Raw genomic sequence first — 22,094 nt, forward strand, 5'->3', positions numbered from 1 at the left:
TTTATAAATCATTCACTACATAACGAAAGGCCACCATTTCCTGTGAAAGTGCATCATAGGCAAAATCCGGATGCCATTGAACAGCCAGTAAACGCTGGTCTGCTGCTTCAAGTCCTTCAATGATGCCATCGGGACTCCACGCCGTTTGATGCAAGCCTTTTGCCAAGCGATCCACCGCTTGATGATGAAACGAATTGACATGGGTCTTTTGTCCATAAATCCCAGCCAAACGACTCTCTGATAACGTTTCAATCAAATGCGTAGGTACTTCCTTTGGCACGGGTGCTTGCATATGCACAATATCGCTGTGGTTACTGATATCTTGCAGCAATGTGCCACCTAGTGCCACGTTGATCAATTGCATGCCACGACATACAGCAAAAATTGGCTTTAGCTGCAGAAGTGCTTCATCGATCAATGCCAATTCAAACTCATCTCGTTGAAGGTAACTAGACAAATTGATGGTCTTTTCTTGGCCATAAAATTTAGGCGACACATCTTGACCACCAGCCAATACCAATTTGTCGATTTGCGCGATATACTCTTTTGCCGCAGCTTTGTCCCCAATCGGTAAAATCATCGGCAATCCGCCAGCATGCTGAATGGCGCGCACATATCCCAACGGTGTATAGCTGATAGGCAAATGATGCAATGTTTCCCCCGCATCTAACACTTCGTTGGCCGCAATGCCTATAATTGATTGACCCATAGCTGACACCACCTTTACCTAATAATATAGTCCTTAAAAATAAGTATTGCATCTAGTTTAGCTTATTTAAGTGATTTTGTGAAATATTTTTTTGACATTCGTGATAATTAATTACAATCACAAAGCAATGACAGTGCTGTGATTTTGTCAGTAAATCATAGAAACAAACCGTTTACGCATCAAGAAATAACAGATATAACACTCATAATATATAACTAAAATTGCGCATCCAGACTTGATCTATCCGCAAGATACGCTCTTTTTGAAAGATCCTAATACCTTTGATTCGATCGCGCATGCCGACCCAGAAGCTCACTTTTCAAAAGAAACAGCGGCAATGAATATTTCTATCACATCAAAAACACGTACCTATGTTTGTTGCAAACAGGCACGTGTTTTTGATTATAAGAATCGATTGTCTTTCAAAAATTCTAACACTTGATTTTTGAAAGGATCTTGTTCTTTATTTTGTTTTTTATCTGTTGCAATCCCTTTTGTGCTGTCTTCTTGGACTTTGGCCAACACAGGCTCAGGTCGTTCCAACAATTGGAAACTATCGACAATGACTTCTGCACCGCAAAACCGTTGGCCATCTTCTGTCTGATGGGGGCAACTATGCAAATGTCCCGTCACTTTGACGGTTGCATGAATTTGTGTGTATTGCTTGAATGTTTCTGCTTGCTTACCGAAAATCACACATTCAAAAGATTCTGCTTCCTCGGCTGATTGCCAATTTGTTTTGACCATTAATATAAAACGAATGCCGGTTGCGTCCTGATTGGTCACTGATGTCATTTCAGCGATTTTACCAACCAAGATCACTTGATTTGCTGCCACGTTCATTCCCTCACTCTTGTTTGATATATTGCATATGGATAATTAGCTCTAGTCTATCATATTCCTAAATAGATGCAATCGCCAAAGACAAATCTCAGCCCATTGTTTGTCTTATTAATTGAAACTTAAGATTTCATCCTGCCTCTGTTGTATCCGCAGTTTCTTCATGATCAAATGTCCAGGTCAGCCCTTGATCCTTGGAGGTGAATACGCCTTTTACGTTTCCGCCTTGATAATCGCCTGTGACCCCTTGGTTGACTTTCACTTTCAATACACCGTCTTCTTCATATGGTGCTTCCGCAACGATAAAGACCTTCTTCAGCTCATCTGACATAACAAATGAGGACTGCAGCCAAGTATTTCCCCCATCTGTGGTTACATACAAATTGGGTTCAGATGGTGTGGTGCCCCCCAAACTCATAAAGCCTAGTTTTTCATTGATATAGCATGCATCCGTCAACAGACTGCTGACACCTTTGACCACTTGGTGAGAGGTCCATGTTTTACCACCATCAGCCGTCGTATAAGACAGATACCCTTCTTGACCCATGACCCTGCCGCCAGACAAAAAGATATAGCCAAACCCATCATCGCCAAAAGTAACTTTCCGATAACGGATCACAGCCGTTTCTTTTTCTAAGATAACATCTTTCCAAGTACTGCCTTGGTCTTCTGTGTAGGTATAATAAACGGTTTGCTTGGCGCTATTATCACTGGCATAGGCTGTGCGGATAAACCCTGTTTGGTCTGGGGTCAATACATAACTTTGATCGATCAGGGACTGCTTATCTCCTCTATATTCACCACCAAAAAAATCTGACAATGCATAAGGAAGAATGACTTGATTTTTCCAACCGTCATAGGTCAATTTGAGTTGGTCTTTCCCAACTTCTGTTTTATAGTTGATCGACTGATTGTTGTTCGTATCCGTCGTCATTTGATTGTTGTCATCTGTGATGACGCTGGCATCTCCTGTAGCTACATTGGTGATCGCTGTATCCCCTTGGCTCGTTGTGTCGACCGTGACTTGCCAGCAAATGTCACGAACAGACCCATCATCCGAGACTTTGCCCCAATACGCGACCATTTGATCACGATTGATCGTTGTCGGCCACACCGTAAATTTGACAGTCAAGACGCCCTCTTCATACGCTGCACCACTGACACTATATGACTCGATCCGCACATCGTCGTCTACTTTTTCTGAAGCAAAAAAACGCATCAAATCATAGAACAAATTGAATCCTTGGGTACTTGGATCATAACTATAGTCACTCTCAAAGGGTAAAAATTGATTGAAATAATCTACATTCTGTTCTTTGATCTTTGCTTGTGCCGTTTCAGTCGTTTGCGTAGTCGCTGTTGCTTCTGTCCGCGAGCTGACAAAACGGCCTAGCGAAAACCCAAGTCCAAACCACACCACAAGTCCGATCACGATCAACGTCAAACCAATGCCTAATGCAATGCGAATGAACGCCGTTTTTCTTTCTTTCATGAAGGATCCACCTTTTATTTTCAATAAAAACAGTATAAATCAATGCATCCTTTCTCACAATACATCTTAAGATAGATTAAGAAAACGATGTATGAGAGTAATATGGTCCTTATGAACTATTCTTATACATCTACTCTAGCAAAAAATTCTTTGAACCATTATTGTAAGCTGACATTCACAGAGATGTTCGCTAATTATATACAGTCAATTCTCAATCTAATTACATGATTAAGTGCTATAATAAAATCACACTTTTATCAGAAAGGAAGATTGAATGGCTTTTATCGGTATTTTATGTTTGATTTTGATTACGACCACCTTATTTGCACAAATCGCCAAACGGTTTGGCGTACCCGCTGTGATTGGCCAATTATTGGCTGGGATTCTTTTAGGAACTGGGGGTCTGAACTGGGTTGAGCCGGATATACTAGTGACCGATTTTTCTGAGATAGGCGTCATTTTGCTGATGTTTTTGGCTGGGATGGAAAGTGATCTCTCTTTGCTGAAACGATACTTCAAACCGGGGATGTTTGTGGCAGTCTTAGGGATTTTACTGCCCATGAGTGTCAGTTGGCTCGCAGGATTGGGGCCAACAGGATCTCACGCGGAAAGTTTCTTTTTCGGTATTGTCTTATCTGCTACATCCGTAAGTATCTCGGTCGAAGTCCTGAAAGAATTAGGCGTCGTCAATACTAAAGAAGGTTCAACGATTCTGGGGGCATCGGTCGTCGATGATATTCTGGTCGTATTGATTCTGAGTCTGAGTTTATCATTTCTAGGCGCAAACACTGACAGTCCGTCACTGCCGCTGACGATCGTTGAAGAGTTGCTGTATTTTGGTCTAATCTTTTTGATCGTTAAATGGTTGGCCCCTTTGTTGTTCTCATTTGCAGAAAAACTATCCACTACGGCTTCCGTAATCATCGCCTCTTTGGTCCTTTGTTTCTCGATGGCTTACTTGGCGGATATCGTCGGATTAAGTTCAGTGATTGGTGCATTCTTTGCAGGGATCGCTGTGGGTCAAACCAAAGTCAAACGCGAAGTAATGGTCAATATAGAAGCAATCGGCTATGCCTTATTTATTCCCGTCTTCTTTGTCAGCGTGGGTCTATCTGTTGATCTGTCTAGTCTGATCACACAATCTGGATTTATTCTCCTCTTTACAGCAATTGCTGTTGGTACAAAATTAGTGGGGGGCTTTGCAGGCGGAAAATTAGCTAGATTTTCAAATCAAAGTGCATGGATGGTGGGTGCAGGCATGATTTCCAGAGGAGAAATGGCCTTGATCATTTTAAAGATCGGTCAACAAAACCAACTGATTGCTGCCACCTATTATTCACCGCTGGTCATCGTCGTCTTATTCAGTACCTTGATTTCCCCGTTGATACTTAAATACTTTACGCGAAAAATTTACACGTAAAAACGATGCAACAACCAGCGGTTCTTTGCTGGTTGTTGCATCGTTTTGTTCTTTATACCTCTTTGATCACAATTGGGACACGTATCGGTTGATATTTTTTGCCCAAGTAAAGAATCGTCAAACCTAAAAATGAAAGGAAGGCCGCTATTGATAATAGCGTGGTCAGATTTGTATACGCTAAAATAAATCCGCTCACCAAACTGCCCACACCACTTCCTATGCCTAAATAACAGACACCGACAGCCGCTTGCGCTTTGACAGAATAGACCGGTGGCAATATCGTGAGAATGAACTGCACATTTCCTGCCCAAAACAACCCATTTCCTAACATTTGAAAAGCCTGAGCCACATTCAAAAGGAATAGCGATGGTGCCAGCATAATCAACAAAATACGTATCCCGGCAAAGAAGAAAGAAAAAGCATCAGTCGATAGATCCCTAATTTATTGGAAAGCTTCGTGAATAAGATAGCAGCTGGTATCTCACTAGCTGCTAGAATAAAGCTACCGACGCCATAGGAACGGCTGCTCCCTCCTACAGCGCGGTACACATCAATCAAAAAATTACTTGCCATTTCTTTTCCAATAAATGAAATCATGATCGCAATCAAGAAAAATTTGAATAATGGATAAGCTTTTATTAATTGACCAAAGGACATCATTTTCTCTGTAGTCACTTCTGTACTCTCTACACCTTTGATTGAATCAATCATTAACACTGCAATCAATAGCGGGATGAACAATAAGAACTGGGTAAGCAATATTGTAGTTGGCTGAACCAGGAATCCGACACAGATCGCACTAACAGCATAACTTAATGATCCTACACCGCGGGCAACTGGGTAATTGATCTTTTTTCCTTGAAAAAAGTACAGTGTTGACATCGCATCAATAAAAGAAACCATGCCAAAAGTAAAAATACCATAGAAAGCAAATAAAAATAAAGTAGCCAGAAAACTAGGTTAAAGCAGTTGCACACCTGATACAGCCATACTGACCATAACCATTCCTGCAATCAAATGGTTAAAAGATATCTTCGAACCAAAGCGATCCATAAACTGAGCAAACACTGGCTGAAAAAAAACATTGAATAACGCACAAATGCTTAAGAACACACCAATCTGGGCATGATCAAACCCTTGCTTTTGTAGAACTGGCACCATATAACCGATAAAACATGCTGCTACTGCATAGTAGCTCCCTTGTAACAACACATAATGATAATGCAGCTTCTTTTCCATTCTTCTTCCTCATTTACCTTTATTTTTAAAGTGCTCTTCTTTCGCGTAAAATGATACGCTTACATTCTTTTATCACTGGAAATTAAGAGAATTATACACAATAAAATAGGTCTTGACTATATAAATATATGTTGTTCAGACGTTTTTAAATTGCTTGATTTTCTTCTCGACATAATTTTTTTCTTTGTGTATATATCTTTGAAAAGTTATACGATATGTTCAATCATAGATTTTACAATACAGTTTGGTTGAATGGATTGTTCAAAAATAAAGCAGAGATTTCTCCGAGTGATTATCGGCATACAGAGAATGGAAGGCAGGAGGATTCATAAATTTAGATTCATTTCCCCCGTATATCAATACTAAAAATTAATCCAAGCAGTTCGTATACAGATAAATTCAGTAAGAAAGCATCCTCCAAACATGGATAGATGCTTTCTAATTATTTGTATTTATTTTTCTAAATCCGTACCATTTGTTGATATAACTTTCTTAAACCAAAAGAAAGATTTTTTTCTCGTACGTGCTAAAGTGCCTTGTCCGTCATTATCGCGATCCACGTAGACCAATCCATATCTTTATTCCATTTCCGCTGAAGCAGCAGAAACTAAATCTATTATCCCCCACATTGTATAGCCAAATACGTCAACTCCATCATCTACTGCCAGCCTAATTGCACTTAAATGCTCTTTTAGAAAATCAATTCGATATTGATCATCGATTGTAGGATTACCATCTTCATCAATTTCGATTACGTCTTTTTGTCCAAGACCATTTTCTGCCACAAATAAAGGTAATTGATATTTGTCATAGTATTCATGGAGCGTCAAATACAAACCAGTCGGATCGATTGGGTAACCATATTCACTATACTCTACGTATGGATTCTTTAATCCGCGCAATAAATTCCCTTCAGACTGCTCGTACTTCGTTTCATCCAATGCTACAGTTTTACTATTATAATAACTAAATGAAATGAAGTCCACAGTGTTCTTTAGTATGTCAAAATCAGAGTCAATTGTATCTAACTTGACATCATACTTTTTAAAAAGCCTTTTTGCATAGTAAGGATATTCCCCTTTGCAATGAATATGGGTAAAAAAATCTACTTCTTGTTTCTGCATTTCAGCTTCCCGAACATCCATAGGATTACACGTCATAGGATATTTTGCTGAGGCAGCTACCATACATCCTATTTTTAACTGAGGATGAATATCATGCGCTAATTTCGTTACCATAGCACTTGCTACTAACATATGGTGAGCAATTTGATATCTTTCTGACATTGATATCTTTTTTTTATCAGTTAACACACCGGCAGCTAACAATGGGGAAATTAAACTAATATTTATTTCATTAAACGTAAGCCAATACTTTACTTTTGTATGATATCTTCTTAAACACACCTCGACAAACTTATAATAATGTTCAATTATCTTTCGATTTCTCCAGCCATCATATTTCTTCGCTAAATACAACGGTGTTTCATAATGAGATAAAGTAATCAATGGTTCAATGCCATGTTTTATACATTCGTCAATTAAGTTATCATAAAATTTTAAACCTTCTTCATTAGGCGCTACCTCAATCCCAGTAGGAAAAATTCGTGTCCAAGCAATCGAAAATCTATACACTTTTATGTTCAACTCAGCTAAAAGCGAGATATCTTGCTTGTACTTATGATAAAAATCTGTTCCTATTAGTTTCAGATTATCCTCTGTTGGTGCATCTGTCACATAGCCTTTTACACCTCTAGGCATAACATCTTGTATCGATAGCCCTTTGCCACCTTCATTATATGCACCTTCGTTTTGATTGGCGGCACTGGCACCACCCCATAAAAATTCTGCTGGAAATCCCATAAAATCCTACCTTTCTTAATCTATGATTGATAGAAGCAAGTCATTTGTCGTAACGTTAGTATTTTTAGTTTCAATAACATCTAAATAATCTTGACTATTAGTTACAATAATAGGTGTAATACATGAATAACCTGCAGTGTTAATCTTGCTTTTATCAAACGAAACCAATGTTTGCCCTTTTGTTATGCGATCATTTTCAGATACGAATGTTTCAAAATATTTACCCTCAAGTTTTACTGTATCCAAACCAACATGAATTAGTATCTCGACGCCCTCGTCGGATTTGATACCTAGAGCATGCTTTGTTTTAAATAACATAGTGACTTTCCCATCAAATGGTGCTACCAAAATACCCTCTGCAGGATCAATAGCAACGCCCTTACCCATTACTAAAGAAGAAAAAGCCTCGTCTTCAATTTGATCTAGTGATAATGTCTTTCCTTTGATTGGAGAAATAAGCTCTATAGTCTTCTTATTTTTATAGATCGAGTTATTTTTTTCTGTTTCTTGTTCCAGTGCAACAGATTCCTCTTTATAAAAAACAAAGGAAAAAACAAATCCTAATACCAGTGCTATAGCCACACTTATACAAGCATGCATAAATGAATTATCTTCACCAATATATATAGGCAATGCAAATATTGTTGAAGTACCTGCAGACCAGGCTTTGACTCCCATAATCCCTGAATAAAATCCCGCAATTCCCCCTGCTAACATCGTAGCGTACAAAGGTCGCTTATACTTTAAAGTAATTCCATATAATGCTGGTTCTGTTATTCCGCATATAGCAGTAATACCTACCGACGTTGCCAAGGTTTTTATACTTTTATTTTTTGATTTTACAGATACAGCCAGTACAGCAGCAGCTTGGGCCATGTTACTTGCTAGCGCTCCTGGAGCCAATATGGTGGCATACCCAACGGAAGCTCTTTGCACAGCTTGAGCTGCACCTACACTATAATGCATTCCTGTCATGACTAATAGTGGAAAGAATCCACCCACTAAAGTAGGAACTAACCAACTTATACGCTCATTTAGAAAATTAAAGAATGTTGCTAAATAATCTCCGGCAATCGCTCCTACAGGTCCTAGTATGATTAATCCAACTGGTGCAGTAATCAGTATAGTAATAATCGGAACCAAAAACGTTTTAACAGCGTTTGGTGAGATTTTTTTTGCATATTTTTCTACATAAGATTGAAAAAATACAATCAAGATAATTGGTACAACACTTGTAGAATACGTGGCTAATCTCAGAGGAATACCTAAGAAATACACTGATTCACCTAAATCTTTCAATCCAACAAATGTTGGATGAACAAGCATTCCTGCAAAAATCAGTGCTAAGAAAGCACTTGTTTTAAATTTTTTAGCCGCTGAAATTGCGATAAAAAATGGCAAATAATAAAATACAACATCTGATATCATAAATAATATTGTATATGTTTGAGAGTTAGGCGAAAGCCAACTCATTGCCGTAGCGACCGAAAGAATTGCTTTCAACATTCCTGCTCCAGCTAAAGCACCTACTATAGGAATAAAGATTCCAGCTATCGTATCAAAAAAAACTGAAATCATATTTTGTTTTGGTTGATTTTCTTCCTTTGAATCGCTAGACAAATTAGTTGTATCTATCAACTCCTGATAAACGTCCTCTACATGTGTACCAATCACTACTTGGAACTGACCACCTTTGTTTAAAACATTTACTACTCCATCATTTTCTTTAATCAATTCTTGATCTGTTAAATTATCATCTACTAAATTAAATCGCAATCTAGTCATACAATGAGTAACCGATTTTATATTTTTTTCACCTCCAACACCAGATATGATCACTTTGATTAATTCTTCATATTTCATTTATATTTCCTCCTCTTTATTAAAAAAAACCTAAATCAACACAAATGTATTGATTTAGGTTTTGCCTGAAAAATCAGTAACAAGCCTTTTATATATTAAATTGTAACTTCTCTATTCGTAAGACGCTGTATATGAAGCATAAAGTACAACTGTTGATCTTCATTCAATTCTTGCGTAAATTTTTTTTCTAAGTAAGCATTTATTTTTTTTACACATTCATAAGATTGTGGATATTTTGTTAAAACCTGTTCAAATAAATAATTATCGGGGTTTGAAGACATCGTTTTATTTCCTATACATTCCAGATAAAATCGTATGTGTGTAACAAATCGAATGAAATTCAATGAACTTTCCTCAAATTCCATCATATAATGAACTTTTACAATATTTAAGATGTCCTGTATTGTAGCTAACTTGACTGCAACGCTCGTTTTATTGGAACGCTCTTGTTTTCCTGTAATAAAATGAAACGCAATAAACGCTGCCTCATCTTCAGGCAGATGAATTTTGTAGTCATTTTCAATCATTTTTAGGGCTAATAATGCTATTTTAAATTCTCTAGGATAAAATTTTTTTATCTCCCATAACATGGCGTTAGGGATATACTCATCTTTCTTTGCTCGTATAATCATATGATTTATATGGTCTGCTAAACCAACATAACTTCCTAACTCTGAAAAATTTCCAAATTCTTTTTCTGCAACATCTATAATTCGTTTTGTAATCATTAAGTGATCAATTGGTACTTTACTAATAAGTTCTTCAAAGTCTTCAATATTATTATCTGGTAATAGAGCATAGATTTTTTCAACTTGATGTATATCGACTTTATCTCCAACACGCTTATTAAAACCTATACCATTTCCTAATAACATTTTCTCTAAATCATTATCATCTCTAACCAAGATTACATTGTTATTGAAAATCCTCTTTACCCTCACCTCATCGCCCCTTCCAAAAAAAATACCCGAATAGAGTGAGATTTACTCACTCTATTCGGGTATTGCCTAATTTACTAGTAACAAGCCCTATGCCGTCATAATAGCAAGCGTTTTCTGATTTGTCAACCCAATAAAAATTATTATCAAATACAGAAAATAGCAATCCACATTATTTAATCGTCTTCATCAGACTCTTCAAATTATCTTCCATGATCGATAAATAGGTCACACCATCATCTAGATCCGCTTGGGTGATACCTTCGATTGGGTTTAGCACTTCGGTTGCTACGCCAGTTTCATCTGCTAATGCTTCGGCAACTTTCGATGATGCTGTTTCTTCAAAGTAGATGATTGACAGGTCGTGATCCTCAACAAATGTTTTTAGTGCAGCAAGTCTTGCTGCACTTGGTTCCTCTTCAGGAGAAATCCCTGAAATTGCCTCTTGGGTCAATCCATATTCTTTTGCCAGATACCCGAACGCTGCGTGTTGCGTCACAAAAGAGCGTTGGGTAGCATTGTCAAATGCTGCTTGATATTTTTTGTCTAGGTCAGTTAATTTTGCAATATACGCCTCCGCATTTTTTTCAAACACATCTGCTTTATCCGGGAATTGATCCGTTAAACCGGCAGTGATCGTTTCGACTTCCTGTTTTGCAAGAACTGGATCTAACCATACATGGGGATCAAGTTCTCCAGCCTCTTCACTGGCGCCATCACTTTCAGACAATGTAATGCCTTCAGCTGCTTGGATCACTTTCGTTTTGTCTGTATCCACTGTGTCCAACCCATTGGCTGCCCATCCTTCCAATGCATCACTATTGTATACAAAAACATCTGCATCAGTGATTTTCGTCATGTCTTGTGCACTGGGTTCATATTCATGAGGTTCGTTCCCCGCAGGGATCAATAAGGTGACATCACCTTCATCTCCAACGACAGCTTTGGTAAACTCATACATCGGGTAGAATGTTGTCACAACATTGATTGTGTCATCATTTTTTGTGCTGCTTGCTGATGAAGCTGTGCCTTGCGTGCCGCAGGCAGCAAAGATACTGGTTGAAAATAAAAGTGCCGCAGCAAATATCCATTTTTTCATAGGTTTTCCTTCAATCTATATAGGTTTTGTCAACCTGTCGGATGATTGGCAGATCAATAGATGAAATAATCCTCTGCACCAGATTGCTTGATTTCGATCACCAATTTGTGGGGCAAGCAAATACTTGTTTGTCCGTTCTTTGAGATCCAACCCGTCTTGACGGCAATCTGATCGGGGCTATTGTCCTCCTTCACACGAATACGACCATCATCGATCTCGATAATATTGTATTGTCCTTGTGCAGGATAGTAGGTTTTTTCTAACGTTGAAAGCGCGTCTAAATTGAAACGATCAACCTCTTGTCCATTGATCCGGATGACCGCATATCGATCTCCGGTTTGGCTTTGCGCTTGGGTTTGAAACAGAACCAAAGGCAAAAAAGAACCCACGATCAAGAGGAAGATAATCAAATAATCATACGGTCTTAGTATGCGCAACAACCCTCTAGCGGTCTGTTTCATTCAGCACCCCGTTGTCTATCCATGGGTTGGAAACTCTGTAGAAAGACGGTCTTCAAAGAAAGCCGTTAAGTCAATGGTTTCTTCATCGCTAAACGCTTCATGTTCCCACTGATCAAGAATGTTTTCTTGCAAAGTCAGATCCATTTCCCAAAAGTGATCGATTTTTTTGAAATGTTTGGCATCAAATTTTTTGAAAACAGGATATAATGCTAAAAATCCTTCAAAATCCAAATCCCAGTCTTCGGTATAGTCTTTGACATAGCCTTCAGACAAAGCCGCTTCTGTCGGCTCCCCATTTTCCTGGATCAAGCCTGCTTGGTAGAAATGACGATAGATTTCTTCTTTGGTCAGACTAGAGTCAAACTTCTTGCTATGGCGGTATGCTTCTTCGATAAGTGCTGGATAGATAATCTGCATGTGCATCCTGCTTTCTTTAATATAATGAAGCGCAAATGCTATTTCGGTGTGATCGGGTTTTGCGCTTTGTATTCTTTCAAGGATACATGGTGACTCCGTTTGTAAGTCTCTGTGGACCCATCGAATGAAATAGCTGGACTTGCTGCTTTGTAGTGGGTACGTCGTTTATTTTTCTTTGCTTTAGACGTTTTTCTTGCTGGAACTGCCATTTGTTTTCCTTCTTTCTATACAGTTAATTGCTTTTCTTTTTGTTGCGTTTGACGTCATGTATGATTTTCAATGCGCGTTTTCGCATTTTGATATTGGGGCTTTTCAATCGTCGATATGCGCTGGACAAGTCTGTTTTTTCCATGAGGTGTCCTCCTTATTGAATGTTACCAGCTGGCTTTTTTGATGCCAGGAATTTGACCTAAATGGGCATATTTACGGAAATTGACCCGTGACATGCCAAATTTGTTCATGTAGCCTCGAGGGCGGCCATCGATCATATCCCGTTTTTTCAAACGATTTGGATTTGAGGCGATCGGCAGTTTGGCTAACCCTGCATAATCTTTGGCTTCTTTTAATGCCATACGTTGTGCACGATATTGTTCAACGAGTTCGACTTGCTTGTTATATTTTGCGATTTTAGATTTCTTTGCCATGTAAACAGACCCTCTCTATTTTTTGATTTCTCGAAAGATTGCTTTGCGTCTTAGCTTTGGTGAATATTTCTTTAATTCTAAACGTTCTGGTGTGTTGCGTTGATTTTTATTTGTTAAATAAAGTCTTTCCCCAGTTTCCACACACGCTAAAATAATATTATTTCGCATCCGTCTGCTCCTTCCATCGACTTTCATTCATTTCAAAAGGACAAACTGTAACAATTACGTTTTGAATCATAGCACATATCTTTATCCAGTTCAAGTATAAAAAATATTTTTTTGTTATTTAACAAGTGATGCGCTTTTCATATGATTGATTGGTCTGTTGTTTATCCAAAACAGCAATCGGTAGAAAGAAAAAAACACCTGTACCTTAATGGACAGATGTTCTTTTCTGTTATATGTGATTGAGTGAATCAGTTGTTATCTTATGCATATATTCCTCCTGTGTCGTTTACTAGATTCTATTTTTCTTAAATTATAGCAAACATTGGTGCTAGATATATTCTATCTATAGATTGCTTATCTCAATAATGAAAGCCCTGAACATTACCGACTTCCTCAAATCCTGCTAAACTCCCTTTTTCTGATAGGATCTCTTGACCATTTTGCGTAAGAGTAACCCGAATAGTGGTACGCGCATGCTCTCTAATGATTCGGCTCATTTCTCCACGCATAGGTGCTTGAAGCGCATGTCCAGTATCTGTGGCGATTTCAACGGTCATTTGCAAGCGCTTTTGTGAGATCTGCAGGATCAGCTTCTCTTTTTTGCGCACAATACTTGTTATTTTTCCTCCATGGTAAGTCGCAAATCGATATTCTTTTGTTCCTATCTGCAGGACACAAATCAGCCCCAGAAACGACAGACCTAAAAAAGGAATATTCGCTGCTGAAAAAAACAAACGCATCTTATCTTGACTAAACTGATTGCATTGTACCCATACATAAGCATCCGGAAATGAGCTTCCCCAATCTTTTTCAATATAGCCTTTGCCATTATCAAAATCGATCACCGCATCTGCCCATGTCAACGATCCCGAAACCACGTGTTCCATGCTTAAGATGCCATGATAGCATGCCATAAAAGACAGATAAGAAAAAGGGCCCATGACACTAGGTGCATAGACGGAACGCTTGATGGCATGCAGATCATGATAAATGAGATGTCCTTTGATCGTCAGTTCATCACTGTGCAAGTCAATTACTAACCCATTCATACTAAAAACATTATTGCCGATCTTGATTTCTTGGTTTGATTCATCTATCTTTAGTGCATCATCTGGGAAAGAAAAATAATGGGAAGACGTTTGGCTGATCACTTGAACAAAAATCTCTTTTTTTCCGTACGCATCAATCGAGATGCCAGGAATAAAGGCGTACACTTGTGCATTGATTTGGTGTTTAAAATACCAACCTTCAAAGAAGCCCCGCGTTTGGTCTTGGACATGAAAAAATCGATCGGTTGAAATCATCTAGAATAATCCCCTATCTTTTTCTTCAGTGTATCATGAATGGTCAAAAAAACAGTGATCGAGCTACGTCACCTGCGATTATTTTCTGACCTAATCAATAAACCCCACTTGATGTGTCCTTAGGCACACCAAATGGGGGTTGATTCTATGAGTAGCTATTCTCTTATTTCATCCCTCTTTGATACGATCCATTATAAGCTGTAAATGTCGGATCATGTAAGTCAACAGCCGCTTGTGCCAACCAATTGACCTGGTTGAGCAGGCTTCTTCCTTGTAAGATCAAATCGGCTTCACCAGTTTGCAGGATATGCTCGCACAATGCTGGGTTATCTAACAAGCCAACAGCCGCTACTGGTATACTGACAGCTTGCTTCATTGCCGCAGCATAGGGTACTTGGTACCCATCATAAATCGGAATCGTCGGTTTCTTATCCAATAATCCACCAGTAGAAATATCTAGACAGTCGATCCCATCCGCTTCTAACCATTGGCCAATTTGCTGCCAATCAGCAATCGAGTTCTGGCGACCTTCATCTTCAAAATCCGTTAAAGATAAACGCATCCACAGTGAGCCCTTGAATGAAGCACGTACGGCAACAACGATTTCTTTCACGAAACGATAGCGATTTTCCAGTGATCCACCATATTGATCTTTTCGTTGATTCACCAATGGCGATAGAAATTGACTCAACAAATAACCATGTGCCCCATGCAGTTCAATCATATCGACTCCAGACGCAGCGGCTCTTTTGCAAGCAGCAACAAATGCCGCTTGCACATCGTTGATATCTGACAGTGTCATGTCGTGCGGCATTGGATACGTATCGCTAAAGGCTAATGCAGAAGGCGCGAGTGGTGTGATCGCATCTGTGGCTTTACGCCCTGCATGACTGATCTGGATTCCTGCTTTACTGCCAAAATTTTGAATCAACGATATCAATTTGGTTAATTCATTTTGTTGCTGATCATTCCATAAGCCTAAATCTTGATTGGTGATTCGTCCGTCCGGCGCAACAGCGGTTGCCTCAATCACCACTAGACCAACTTTACTCAGTGCCCGTGCACCATAATGTACGAGGTGAAACGGTGTGATGACCCCATCTTCCTTCTTCACTTCGTACATACACATCGGCGACATCACCACGCGATTTGCTAAGGTTAATTTGGGGATCGCCACAGGGGATAATAATTTTGACATCTACTCACTCCTTGATTGACTTGAGATGTATGAAAAAACAGTAAAAAAAACAAGCATCTACACGCTTGCATCCAAATCTAATAGGTTCTCTTTCTATCTTTATTATACTATATTATACCATGAATAAATAGACGTATTTTTACAGCATCCTCGTATAATAAATCATACCTCTACCAAAGGATGTGTCTGCATGAATCAAATGATGGAAGAACAGCAACACTTGACATTCGTGTATCAAAAATTATTGGCCCAAAAAGAAGCACTGACACACTTGATTGCCACCCAAACCTCTGCGTAATTACAAGATCTGCGGCAAGTGGGTTCCGACATTCGCTTGAACTTTGATAGTATCACCGACAGTTTAGATACCTATGCAGCAATTGAAAGTAAAAATCGTGAAATCGATCAAATGAATCTATTGTTAGCATCGGCCCAAAACGAATTAGATAAAATCAATCGATTATTCAAGCGACCTTATTTCGGCAAACTATCTTTGCGTTTTGTGGATGAAACAGAAGAAGACGCATTTTACATTGGTGTCAACGGATTCACTGATGAAAAAAAAGAGAGCCTGATCTACGATTGGCGCTCCCCAATCGCTGCTGTTTTCTACGAGAACCATCAAGGACTGACCGCTTATCAAGTCAATGGTGAAACTATAGCTGTTCACGTTGCACATCGGCGACAATTTATGATCGAGGAGGATCATTTGGAAAAGATCATCGACACCTCGATCGGCCTTCAAGATGAATTCCTTTTGGCTACGCTGGCATCAGTGAACACGCAAGAAATGAGCGCGATCACTGCCTCTATCCAAACAGAACAAAATGAAATCATTCGTGATACAAAGCATCACAACATTCTTGTTCATGGTGTAGCTGGAAGCGGCAAAACATCAGTGGCCATGCAGCGGATTTCTTTTTTGCTTTATCACTATCGACAACAACTGACATCGGATGACGTCATGATTTTGTCGCCAATTACAGGTTTTACACAATATATTGCACAAGTACTCCCTTCGTTAGGCGAGAAAAATCCTCGTACTTTGACATTGACACAACTCATTGGCTCGTTGGCTGAGTCATTCAAAACGACCGAAATACAAACTTTCTCAACCATGTTCGCAAAACCAACAAAAGAAAAGCAGGTACTGCGGCAAAGTCCTTTTGTTGCCTTTTTGAAGGAAATAGCCTCCGTCCCTGCAAAAAAGATAAGTCTTCCCTTTAAGCCAATTGATTATAAAGGAAAGGAGATCATTTCCATCGAAACCATGGAGACACTTTACAAGTCGACACCCGAAACCGCTACTATTCAAGAACGATTGCAAGGCGTCAAACAAAGACTACATGCGCAATGGTACAGACGCTTAGAAAGTAATGCCAAAAACAGTAAGATTCTTAGCCAAGTACTTTCACTAACAGAAGCACAACAGCAACAAATGTTTGGTCATTTACTCCCAGATGAACAAACAAAAACCATTGAACAAGCTGCCCTTTCCTTGTTAAAAAGAAAATATGCATCCGTCAGTTCTGCCATCGAAAAAATGAGGTGGGTCAATCAGCAAACCTTCACTGCTGATCTATTTCAACAGTTTAGCGGTGATTCTTTTTCCGGAAAGCCTAGTGAATCAGACATTGATTACCAAGTACTCGATCTCATCATCCAACAGCTATTTATACAAAAAATGGACGTTCCTGATTTGACGTATTTGTTTATCGATGAAGCCCAAGATTATACCCCAGCTCAAATAGAATTGTTGCTGCTCCTATTTCCCAAAACCGCCTTTACGCTTATAGGAGATGAAAACCAGTCAATCTTTGAAACGACGATTTCATTCGAGGAAATAGAAGCGTTATTTAGCCAAGCTGATTCACCAATATTTCGGTACGATTTAACGAAGAGCTATCGGTCAAGTGGAACAATTACTGCTATTTTTGCTACATTGCAGGCAAAAAATAGCCAAAAATCAATAACGGCTATTCGGCCATGCGGTCAAGAGATCGTCTATATTGAACATATAGCCGATGAACAATTGCTATCTCATTTAGCAGAAAGTCCTTTTGATCTAACCGTATTGACGAAAAGCCAAACTGAAGCAACACGTTTAGCTGCCGAGCTTTCAACTAGCGCCCTGCACCCTATCATCACAGTCTTACCTGTTCACTTAGCAAAGGGACTTGAATATCCGCATGTACTTTTATACAACGTGAACAATGCAAACTATCAGTCAGAATTAGATCAGCGTGTCCTTTATACAGCTATTTCTAGAGCCACTGAAACCTTGACCATCACATCCAAAGAGGCTTTGAGTGATTTGGTCATGTTCGCAAAAAAAAAACCTCAACGATTGTTGAGGTTTTTTGAATGATTTGTATTAACGATGGATATACGTGTAACCTGATGCACTCATTGTTGCTGTATTCGGGCCGCCAGGAGAGTCAAATCCCATACCGCCTTGAGAGATTGTGATCGTGTTGCTTGCAGCATCATAAGATTCTACATAGGCCACGTGACCATAAGCGCTACTTGCATTCCAAGTTCCACCTACTGATTGACCAGCTGCAAATACGACAACTGCGCCTGCTGCTGGAGTACCATTTACAGTATACCCTTCAGCTGCTGCAGATGCGCCCCATTGTGCGCCATTGCCCCAATAAGTACCTACCCAAGGTGCACGATTTTTCACATACCATGTACATTGGCCCCATGCATACATGTTGCCTGAACTTGAGTGATCCGTACCGCCGCTTGATGAAGTATTGCCTGTTGAGGCAGAACTATCATCAGATGAGCCAGCAGAGCTGTTGCTTGAAGAGCTGCTGTTAGATGAACTATTGCTCGATGAAGAGCTGCTATTTGACGTACTGCTTGAAGCACTTGATGTGCTGCTTGCTGTTGAATTGCTTGTAGCCGTTTCAGTTACTGTTGACGCTGCCGCTTCATCTGCTGCTTGCGCTTGGGCTTCTTTCAAAGCTTGTGCTTGCGCTTCTTCTTCAGCTTTGGCTTTCGCTGCTGCTTCTTGTTGTTCTTTCAACACACGTGCTTTTTCAGCTTCTGCTTCTTCTTTTTTCTTCGTCAATGCATCTTTGTCTTTTTCAGCTGTCGCTTGTTCAGCAGCCAAATCAGCTTTCAATACATTTAAATCTGCTTGTTTCGCCGCAATCGCATTTTTTTGATCAGTCAGTTCTGCTTGGTTTGCAGCAACTTCTTGAATTTTGCTTTCGTTTTCTTTGACTTTGTCTTCGACGTCTTGCTGGTCTTGTTTTTGTTGTTCTACAAGATCATTGTTTGCATTGACGATCGTCGTCATTGCTTGTACACGTCCGATGACGTCTGTTAACGAATCTGCTTCTAGTACAGCGTCAATGAAGTTTGTGCTTTGTCCATTCACTTGCACGTCACGTGCTTGTTTTTGGATAGCTTCTTCACGTTTTGCGATGCGTAATTTAAGCGTCGCAATTTTGTCTTGCAACTTTTCTGCTTCATTCCCTAATTCAACTTGTTTGGCTTCTAAAGCAGTGACTTTAGCGCCCACAGTTTCAATTTCTGCTTCTAGAGAATCGATCTGTGATTGTGCGTCAGCTTGTTGACCTTTTAAAGAATCAATCTTTTGGTCTTGCTGTTCGATTTGATCATCAATGGTATCTGCTAATGCTAAGCTAGGTGCTGCAACGGCTGTAAGTGTCAATGAACACACCATCAATGCTGATAACAAACTTTTCTTCACTCGTTTTTCCTCCGACTGGCTCTTTGATTGACAGATATTCTGTCTTTATAAAAACTTAATCTTATCTAAGAAAGTTTAACATTCGTTTTTAACGACAAATGAATTCTACCATAAGCATATGACACACAGATAAAGGAAATGTTACAAAAACATTTCAATCCTATGTTTGTAAAACCGGCAATAAAAAAAACAAATCACAAAAGCTGTTAAATCAATGTTTTAGTCTTAATTAACCTTGTTTTCTATATTTTGCCCAAGAAAAAAACACCTGCAGTTTTTTCGTTTTTTTATATCCAATAGAACACTTCTAACGCAATACATACAATAGAAGTAAAGAAAAAATGGCATTATTTTAATCATTTGATTCTCTCAAGGATATAGCAACCCATAAACCTTTTAAGTGACATTTCAGTAATCAATTTCTATAATGAATAAAAAACAAAAGGAGCCTCAAATGTTCAAAAAAAACAAACGCTTCGGTTGGATCCTAGGTTTAATGAGCATCATTGCACTTGTGACAGGCATTTTTTTAACACAGCAATCAGCGAAGTCAAGTGACATGCTTATCAATGATACGCAGGCTGAATTTTGGTTGTTAAGTGATCTTCACTTTCTGTCTGCCTCACTGCATGATGAAGGAGAAGCATTTCAACAATTCTCCGAAAGTGCCACTGGAAAAGAAATGCATTATCAAACAGAATCAGTTACAGCTTTCGTGGACGAAGCTTTGGTGCATAAACCAACTGGCATTATTTTGACTGGTGATATGACACTGAATGGCGAAAAAACCAGTGCAGAAGAATTAAGTACATTGCTTGCACCTTTACAAGAAGCCGGCATCATGGTGCTGGCCATTCCAGGTAATCATGAGATCCATAATGGTTGGGCGCGTGCATTTGCAAAAGACAAGGAATACTATGCGGATCAATTGAGTGCAGATGATTTCAAAGATATTTTTGCGGAAGGGTTTGAGAAAGCCAATAGTCTAGACAAAACCTCTTTAAGCTACAGCATCAATTTAAACGACAGCTATCGCCTATTCTTATTAGATTCATGTATCTATGATTCAGATGTGAATTGGGATGATCCAACAACAAATGGAGAGCTGAAAGAAAGTACATTGGTGTGGTTGAAAGCTCAATTAGAAGATACCAAGCAAGCCGGGCAAACGCCATTGATATTTTTGCATCATAATCTTTATGCCCACAATGATTTGTTGACGGAAGGATATGTGTTGGATAATGCGGATGAGGCACTGGCGCTCTTCGATGCGTTCGATGTCCCAGCGGCTTTCTCCGGCCATATCCATATTCAAGATATCGAAGAAAAAGAACAGGCATTGACCGAAGTCGTTACCGGTTCTTATAGTACAGAGAACTTAGGGTATGGTGTCTTAACACTATCTAAAGATCAAATCAACTATCAAGTACAGACGATCGATTTGAACACATGGGCAGTATCTACAGAACAAACAGACAAAAACTTACTAGACTATACAACTTATCAATCGGAGGTTTTCTCAAAAAGCACCGACGAAATGGTGCGAGAACAACTGGGGTCTGTCAGTGAATTGAGTGATCGGCAAATCAGCGAAATATGTACCTTTATTGACACGTTGAACAAAGCACTGTTTACTGGACATGATCAATACACAGCAGAGCAAATTCAGGTGATCAAATCATCTGATGCGTATCAACTGCTTAAAACTTACTCGTACTTCTTAAAACAATATACAGATTCCTTATTAACTGACAAAACCTCAGATCAATCTGTCACGATCTCAATCCCCTTATCCAATTAGCCTAACTAGTCTAAAAAAGCCCTAAAATGAACGATAGCCTTCACATGTGTCCATGTGAAGGCTATCTGACGAGTCAATATTTATTCGTTGAAAGTTGCAGCTTACTATTACTACTATTAATCATTTCTCATTTAAACGATACAATCCCTAACCTCTATTGTATCCTTGTAACTCTGAAGTTACGCCAGGTTTGAATAAATTTCTTCAAAACAAGTAACGTGTGGTACAAAAATATTTGTCGCGTATATGTATTATAACACAAATCACAAAAGAAAGCATCTTCTCTGCTGCAACGGATGCAAAAGAAGATTAGCTATCTAATTCCGTATAGCGGACGACCGTTTTAAAATTGATCATTGCTTTTGAAGGACTCTCGATGATGCGGATGACAGCTGTATTCTCCAACATGTTTTCGATGAGGCCTTGATGCGTTTCGCCTCTAAAGCTGAATTGGATACTTTGTCCGATCGAGAATGCGCCTCCAGACTGTGAAGGCTGAGGTGCTTTGAATCCATATGTATTCGCCATAGGTTTGTTTACTCCTTTTAACTAAAAAAAGAGAAGATCGTTTCCGATCTTCTCTTAAAGTTTCATTTACGCTTTAACGATGTTTGTTGCTTGTAAGCCGCGTTGGCCTTCTTCAACGTCGAAAGTCACTGCTTGACCTTCTTCTAAAGTTTTGAAACCGTCGCCTTGGATAGCTGAAAAGTGAGCAAATACATCATTGCCGTCTTCACCTGTAATAAATCCAAAACCTTTATCTGCATTAAACCATTTTACTGTACCGTTATTCATAAACGTATACCTCCATATTACACATCGACTGTGTTTATTTTTGTAATAGAAAATGATGTGTAATTGAAGTGTGTATCAAAAAAAAGATAAACAAGTATTAACATATCAGAACTTTAC

20 protein-coding genes and 2 pseudogenes are annotated in these 22,094 nt (G+C 39.0%); 3 read left to right on the plus strand and 19 right to left on the minus strand.

Annotated features, from left to right (window positions below; all coding sequences use genetic code 11):
* Nucleotide 1 precedes the first annotated feature (1 nt).
* From ACYVRS_RS07365 to ACYVRS_RS07375, 3 genes are all read right to left on the minus strand, one after another.
* On the minus strand, nucleotides 2–709 hold the full coding sequence (locus ACYVRS_RS07365) for a gamma-glutamyl-gamma-aminobutyrate hydrolase family protein (RefSeq protein WP_461203059.1): 708 nt from the start codon (nucleotides 707–709) through the stop codon (nucleotides 2–4).
* Between the two features lie 402 nt (nucleotides 710–1,111).
* Nucleotides 1,112–1,552, minus strand: coding sequence for a single-stranded DNA-binding protein (locus ACYVRS_RS07370; RefSeq protein ID WP_461203060.1), 441 nt, complete (start codon nucleotides 1,550–1,552; stop codon nucleotides 1,112–1,114).
* Nucleotides 1,553–1,679: 127 nt separating this feature from the next.
* On the minus strand, nucleotides 1,680–3,041 hold the full coding sequence (locus ACYVRS_RS07375; protein ID WP_461203061.1) for a WD40/YVTN/BNR-like repeat-containing protein: 1,362 nt from the start codon (nucleotides 3,039–3,041) through the stop codon (nucleotides 1,680–1,682).
* A gap of 274 nt (nucleotides 3,042–3,315) precedes the next feature.
* Here ACYVRS_RS07375 and ACYVRS_RS07380 point away from each other — a divergent pair, with 274 nt between their 5' ends.
* The gene (locus tag ACYVRS_RS07380; protein WP_313537948.1) at nucleotides 3,316–4,461 is read left to right on the plus strand and encodes a cation:proton antiporter; all 1,146 of its coding nucleotides are present in this window, start codon (nucleotides 3,316–3,318) and stop codon (nucleotides 4,459–4,461) included.
* Between the two features lie 52 nt (nucleotides 4,462–4,513).
* On the opposite strand, the pseudogene ACYVRS_RS14740 reads toward ACYVRS_RS07380, so the two are convergent.
* From ACYVRS_RS14740 to ACYVRS_RS07455, 13 genes and pseudogenes are all read right to left on the minus strand, one after another.
* Nucleotides 4,514–5,700, minus strand: a pseudogene (locus ACYVRS_RS14740) (MFS transporter).
* A gap of 452 nt (nucleotides 5,701–6,152) precedes the next feature.
* Nucleotides 6,153–7,562, minus strand: a pseudogene (locus tag ACYVRS_RS07400) (glycoside hydrolase family 1 protein).
* Nucleotides 7,563–7,577: 15 nt separating this feature from the next.
* Entirely contained in the window at nucleotides 7,578–9,425 is a 1,848-nt protein-coding gene (locus ACYVRS_RS07405; protein WP_461203062.1) for a beta-glucoside-specific PTS transporter subunit IIABC, read from the minus strand.
* A gap of 95 nt (nucleotides 9,426–9,520) precedes the next feature.
* Complete coding sequence (locus tag ACYVRS_RS07410) at nucleotides 9,521–10,366, minus strand: PRD domain-containing protein (protein ID WP_461203063.1); 846 nt, start codon at nucleotides 10,364–10,366, stop codon at nucleotides 9,521–9,523.
* A gap of 169 nt (nucleotides 10,367–10,535) precedes the next feature.
* Nucleotides 10,536–11,462, minus strand: coding sequence for a metal ABC transporter substrate-binding protein (locus ACYVRS_RS07415; protein ID WP_461203064.1), 927 nt, complete (start codon nucleotides 11,460–11,462; stop codon nucleotides 10,536–10,538).
* Between the two features lie 53 nt (nucleotides 11,463–11,515).
* Nucleotides 11,516–11,923 carry a NusG domain II-containing protein gene (locus tag ACYVRS_RS07420; protein ID WP_312499245.1) on the minus strand — a complete coding sequence of 136 codons (408 nt, stop codon included), beginning with the start codon at nucleotides 11,921–11,923 and terminating at the stop codon, nucleotides 11,516–11,518.
* Nucleotides 11,924–11,938: 15 nt separating this feature from the next.
* Entirely contained in the window at nucleotides 11,939–12,340 is a 402-nt protein-coding gene (locus ACYVRS_RS07425; protein WP_313540297.1) for a hypothetical protein, read from the minus strand.
* A 38-nt stretch (nucleotides 12,341–12,378) separates the two neighbouring features.
* On the minus strand, nucleotides 12,379–12,549 hold the full coding sequence (gene rpmF / locus ACYVRS_RS07430; protein ID WP_461203065.1) for a 50S ribosomal protein L32: 171 nt from the start codon (nucleotides 12,547–12,549) through the stop codon (nucleotides 12,379–12,381).
* A 23-nt stretch (nucleotides 12,550–12,572) separates the two neighbouring features.
* Complete coding sequence (locus ACYVRS_RS07435) at nucleotides 12,573–12,692, minus strand: putative metal homeostasis protein (protein WP_461203066.1); 120 nt, start codon at nucleotides 12,690–12,692, stop codon at nucleotides 12,573–12,575.
* A gap of 22 nt (nucleotides 12,693–12,714) precedes the next feature.
* Nucleotides 12,715–12,984: a 30S ribosomal protein S14 gene (rpsN, locus tag ACYVRS_RS07440; protein WP_312542578.1), complete on the minus strand. Its 270-nt coding sequence runs from the start codon at nucleotides 12,982–12,984 to the stop codon at nucleotides 12,715–12,717.
* Between the two features lie 15 nt (nucleotides 12,985–12,999).
* Nucleotides 13,000–13,152: a 50S ribosomal protein L33 gene (gene rpmG, locus ACYVRS_RS07445; RefSeq protein WP_054117070.1), complete on the minus strand. Its 153-nt coding sequence runs from the start codon at nucleotides 13,150–13,152 to the stop codon at nucleotides 13,000–13,002.
* 359 nt (nucleotides 13,153–13,511) lie between these two features.
* On the minus strand, nucleotides 13,512–14,456 hold the full coding sequence (locus ACYVRS_RS07450) for a tocopherol cyclase family protein (protein ID WP_461203067.1): 945 nt from the start codon (nucleotides 14,454–14,456) through the stop codon (nucleotides 13,512–13,514).
* A gap of 163 nt (nucleotides 14,457–14,619) precedes the next feature.
* Complete coding sequence (locus tag ACYVRS_RS07455; RefSeq protein WP_461203068.1) at nucleotides 14,620–15,654, minus strand: oxidoreductase; 1,035 nt, start codon at nucleotides 15,652–15,654, stop codon at nucleotides 14,620–14,622.
* A gap of 316 nt (nucleotides 15,655–15,970) precedes the next feature.
* Between ACYVRS_RS07455 and ACYVRS_RS07460 the strand changes: the two genes are divergently transcribed.
* Nucleotides 15,971–18,022 (plus strand): HelD family protein, encoded by a 2,052-nt coding sequence (locus ACYVRS_RS07460; RefSeq protein WP_461203069.1) that lies wholly within the window; start codon nucleotides 15,971–15,973, stop codon nucleotides 18,020–18,022.
* 6 nt (nucleotides 18,023–18,028) lie between these two features.
* On the opposite strand, the gene ACYVRS_RS07465 is transcribed toward ACYVRS_RS07460, so the two are convergent.
* Entirely contained in the window at nucleotides 18,029–19,381 is a 1,353-nt protein-coding gene (locus ACYVRS_RS07465; RefSeq protein ID WP_313540284.1) for a CHAP domain-containing protein, read from the minus strand.
* A 454-nt stretch (nucleotides 19,382–19,835) separates the two neighbouring features.
* On the opposite strand from ACYVRS_RS07465, the gene ACYVRS_RS07470 reads away from it, so the two are divergent.
* Nucleotides 19,836–21,182 (plus strand): metallophosphoesterase, encoded by a 1,347-nt coding sequence (locus tag ACYVRS_RS07470; RefSeq protein WP_461203070.1) that lies wholly within the window; start codon nucleotides 19,836–19,838, stop codon nucleotides 21,180–21,182.
* 309 nt (nucleotides 21,183–21,491) lie between these two features.
* Here the strand turns inward: ACYVRS_RS07470 and ACYVRS_RS07475 are convergent, their stop codons facing one another.
* Nucleotides 21,492–21,710, minus strand: a complete 219-nt coding sequence (locus ACYVRS_RS07475; RefSeq protein ID WP_312499230.1) for a hypothetical protein — start codon at nucleotides 21,708–21,710, stop codon at nucleotides 21,492–21,494.
* A gap of 66 nt (nucleotides 21,711–21,776) precedes the next feature.
* Nucleotides 21,777–21,977, minus strand: coding sequence for a cold-shock protein (locus ACYVRS_RS07480; RefSeq protein WP_054117086.1), 201 nt, complete (start codon nucleotides 21,975–21,977; stop codon nucleotides 21,777–21,779).
* Nucleotides 21,978–22,094: the final 117 nt, after the last annotated feature.

The organism is Enterococcus salsurae, from assembly GCF_054784955.1.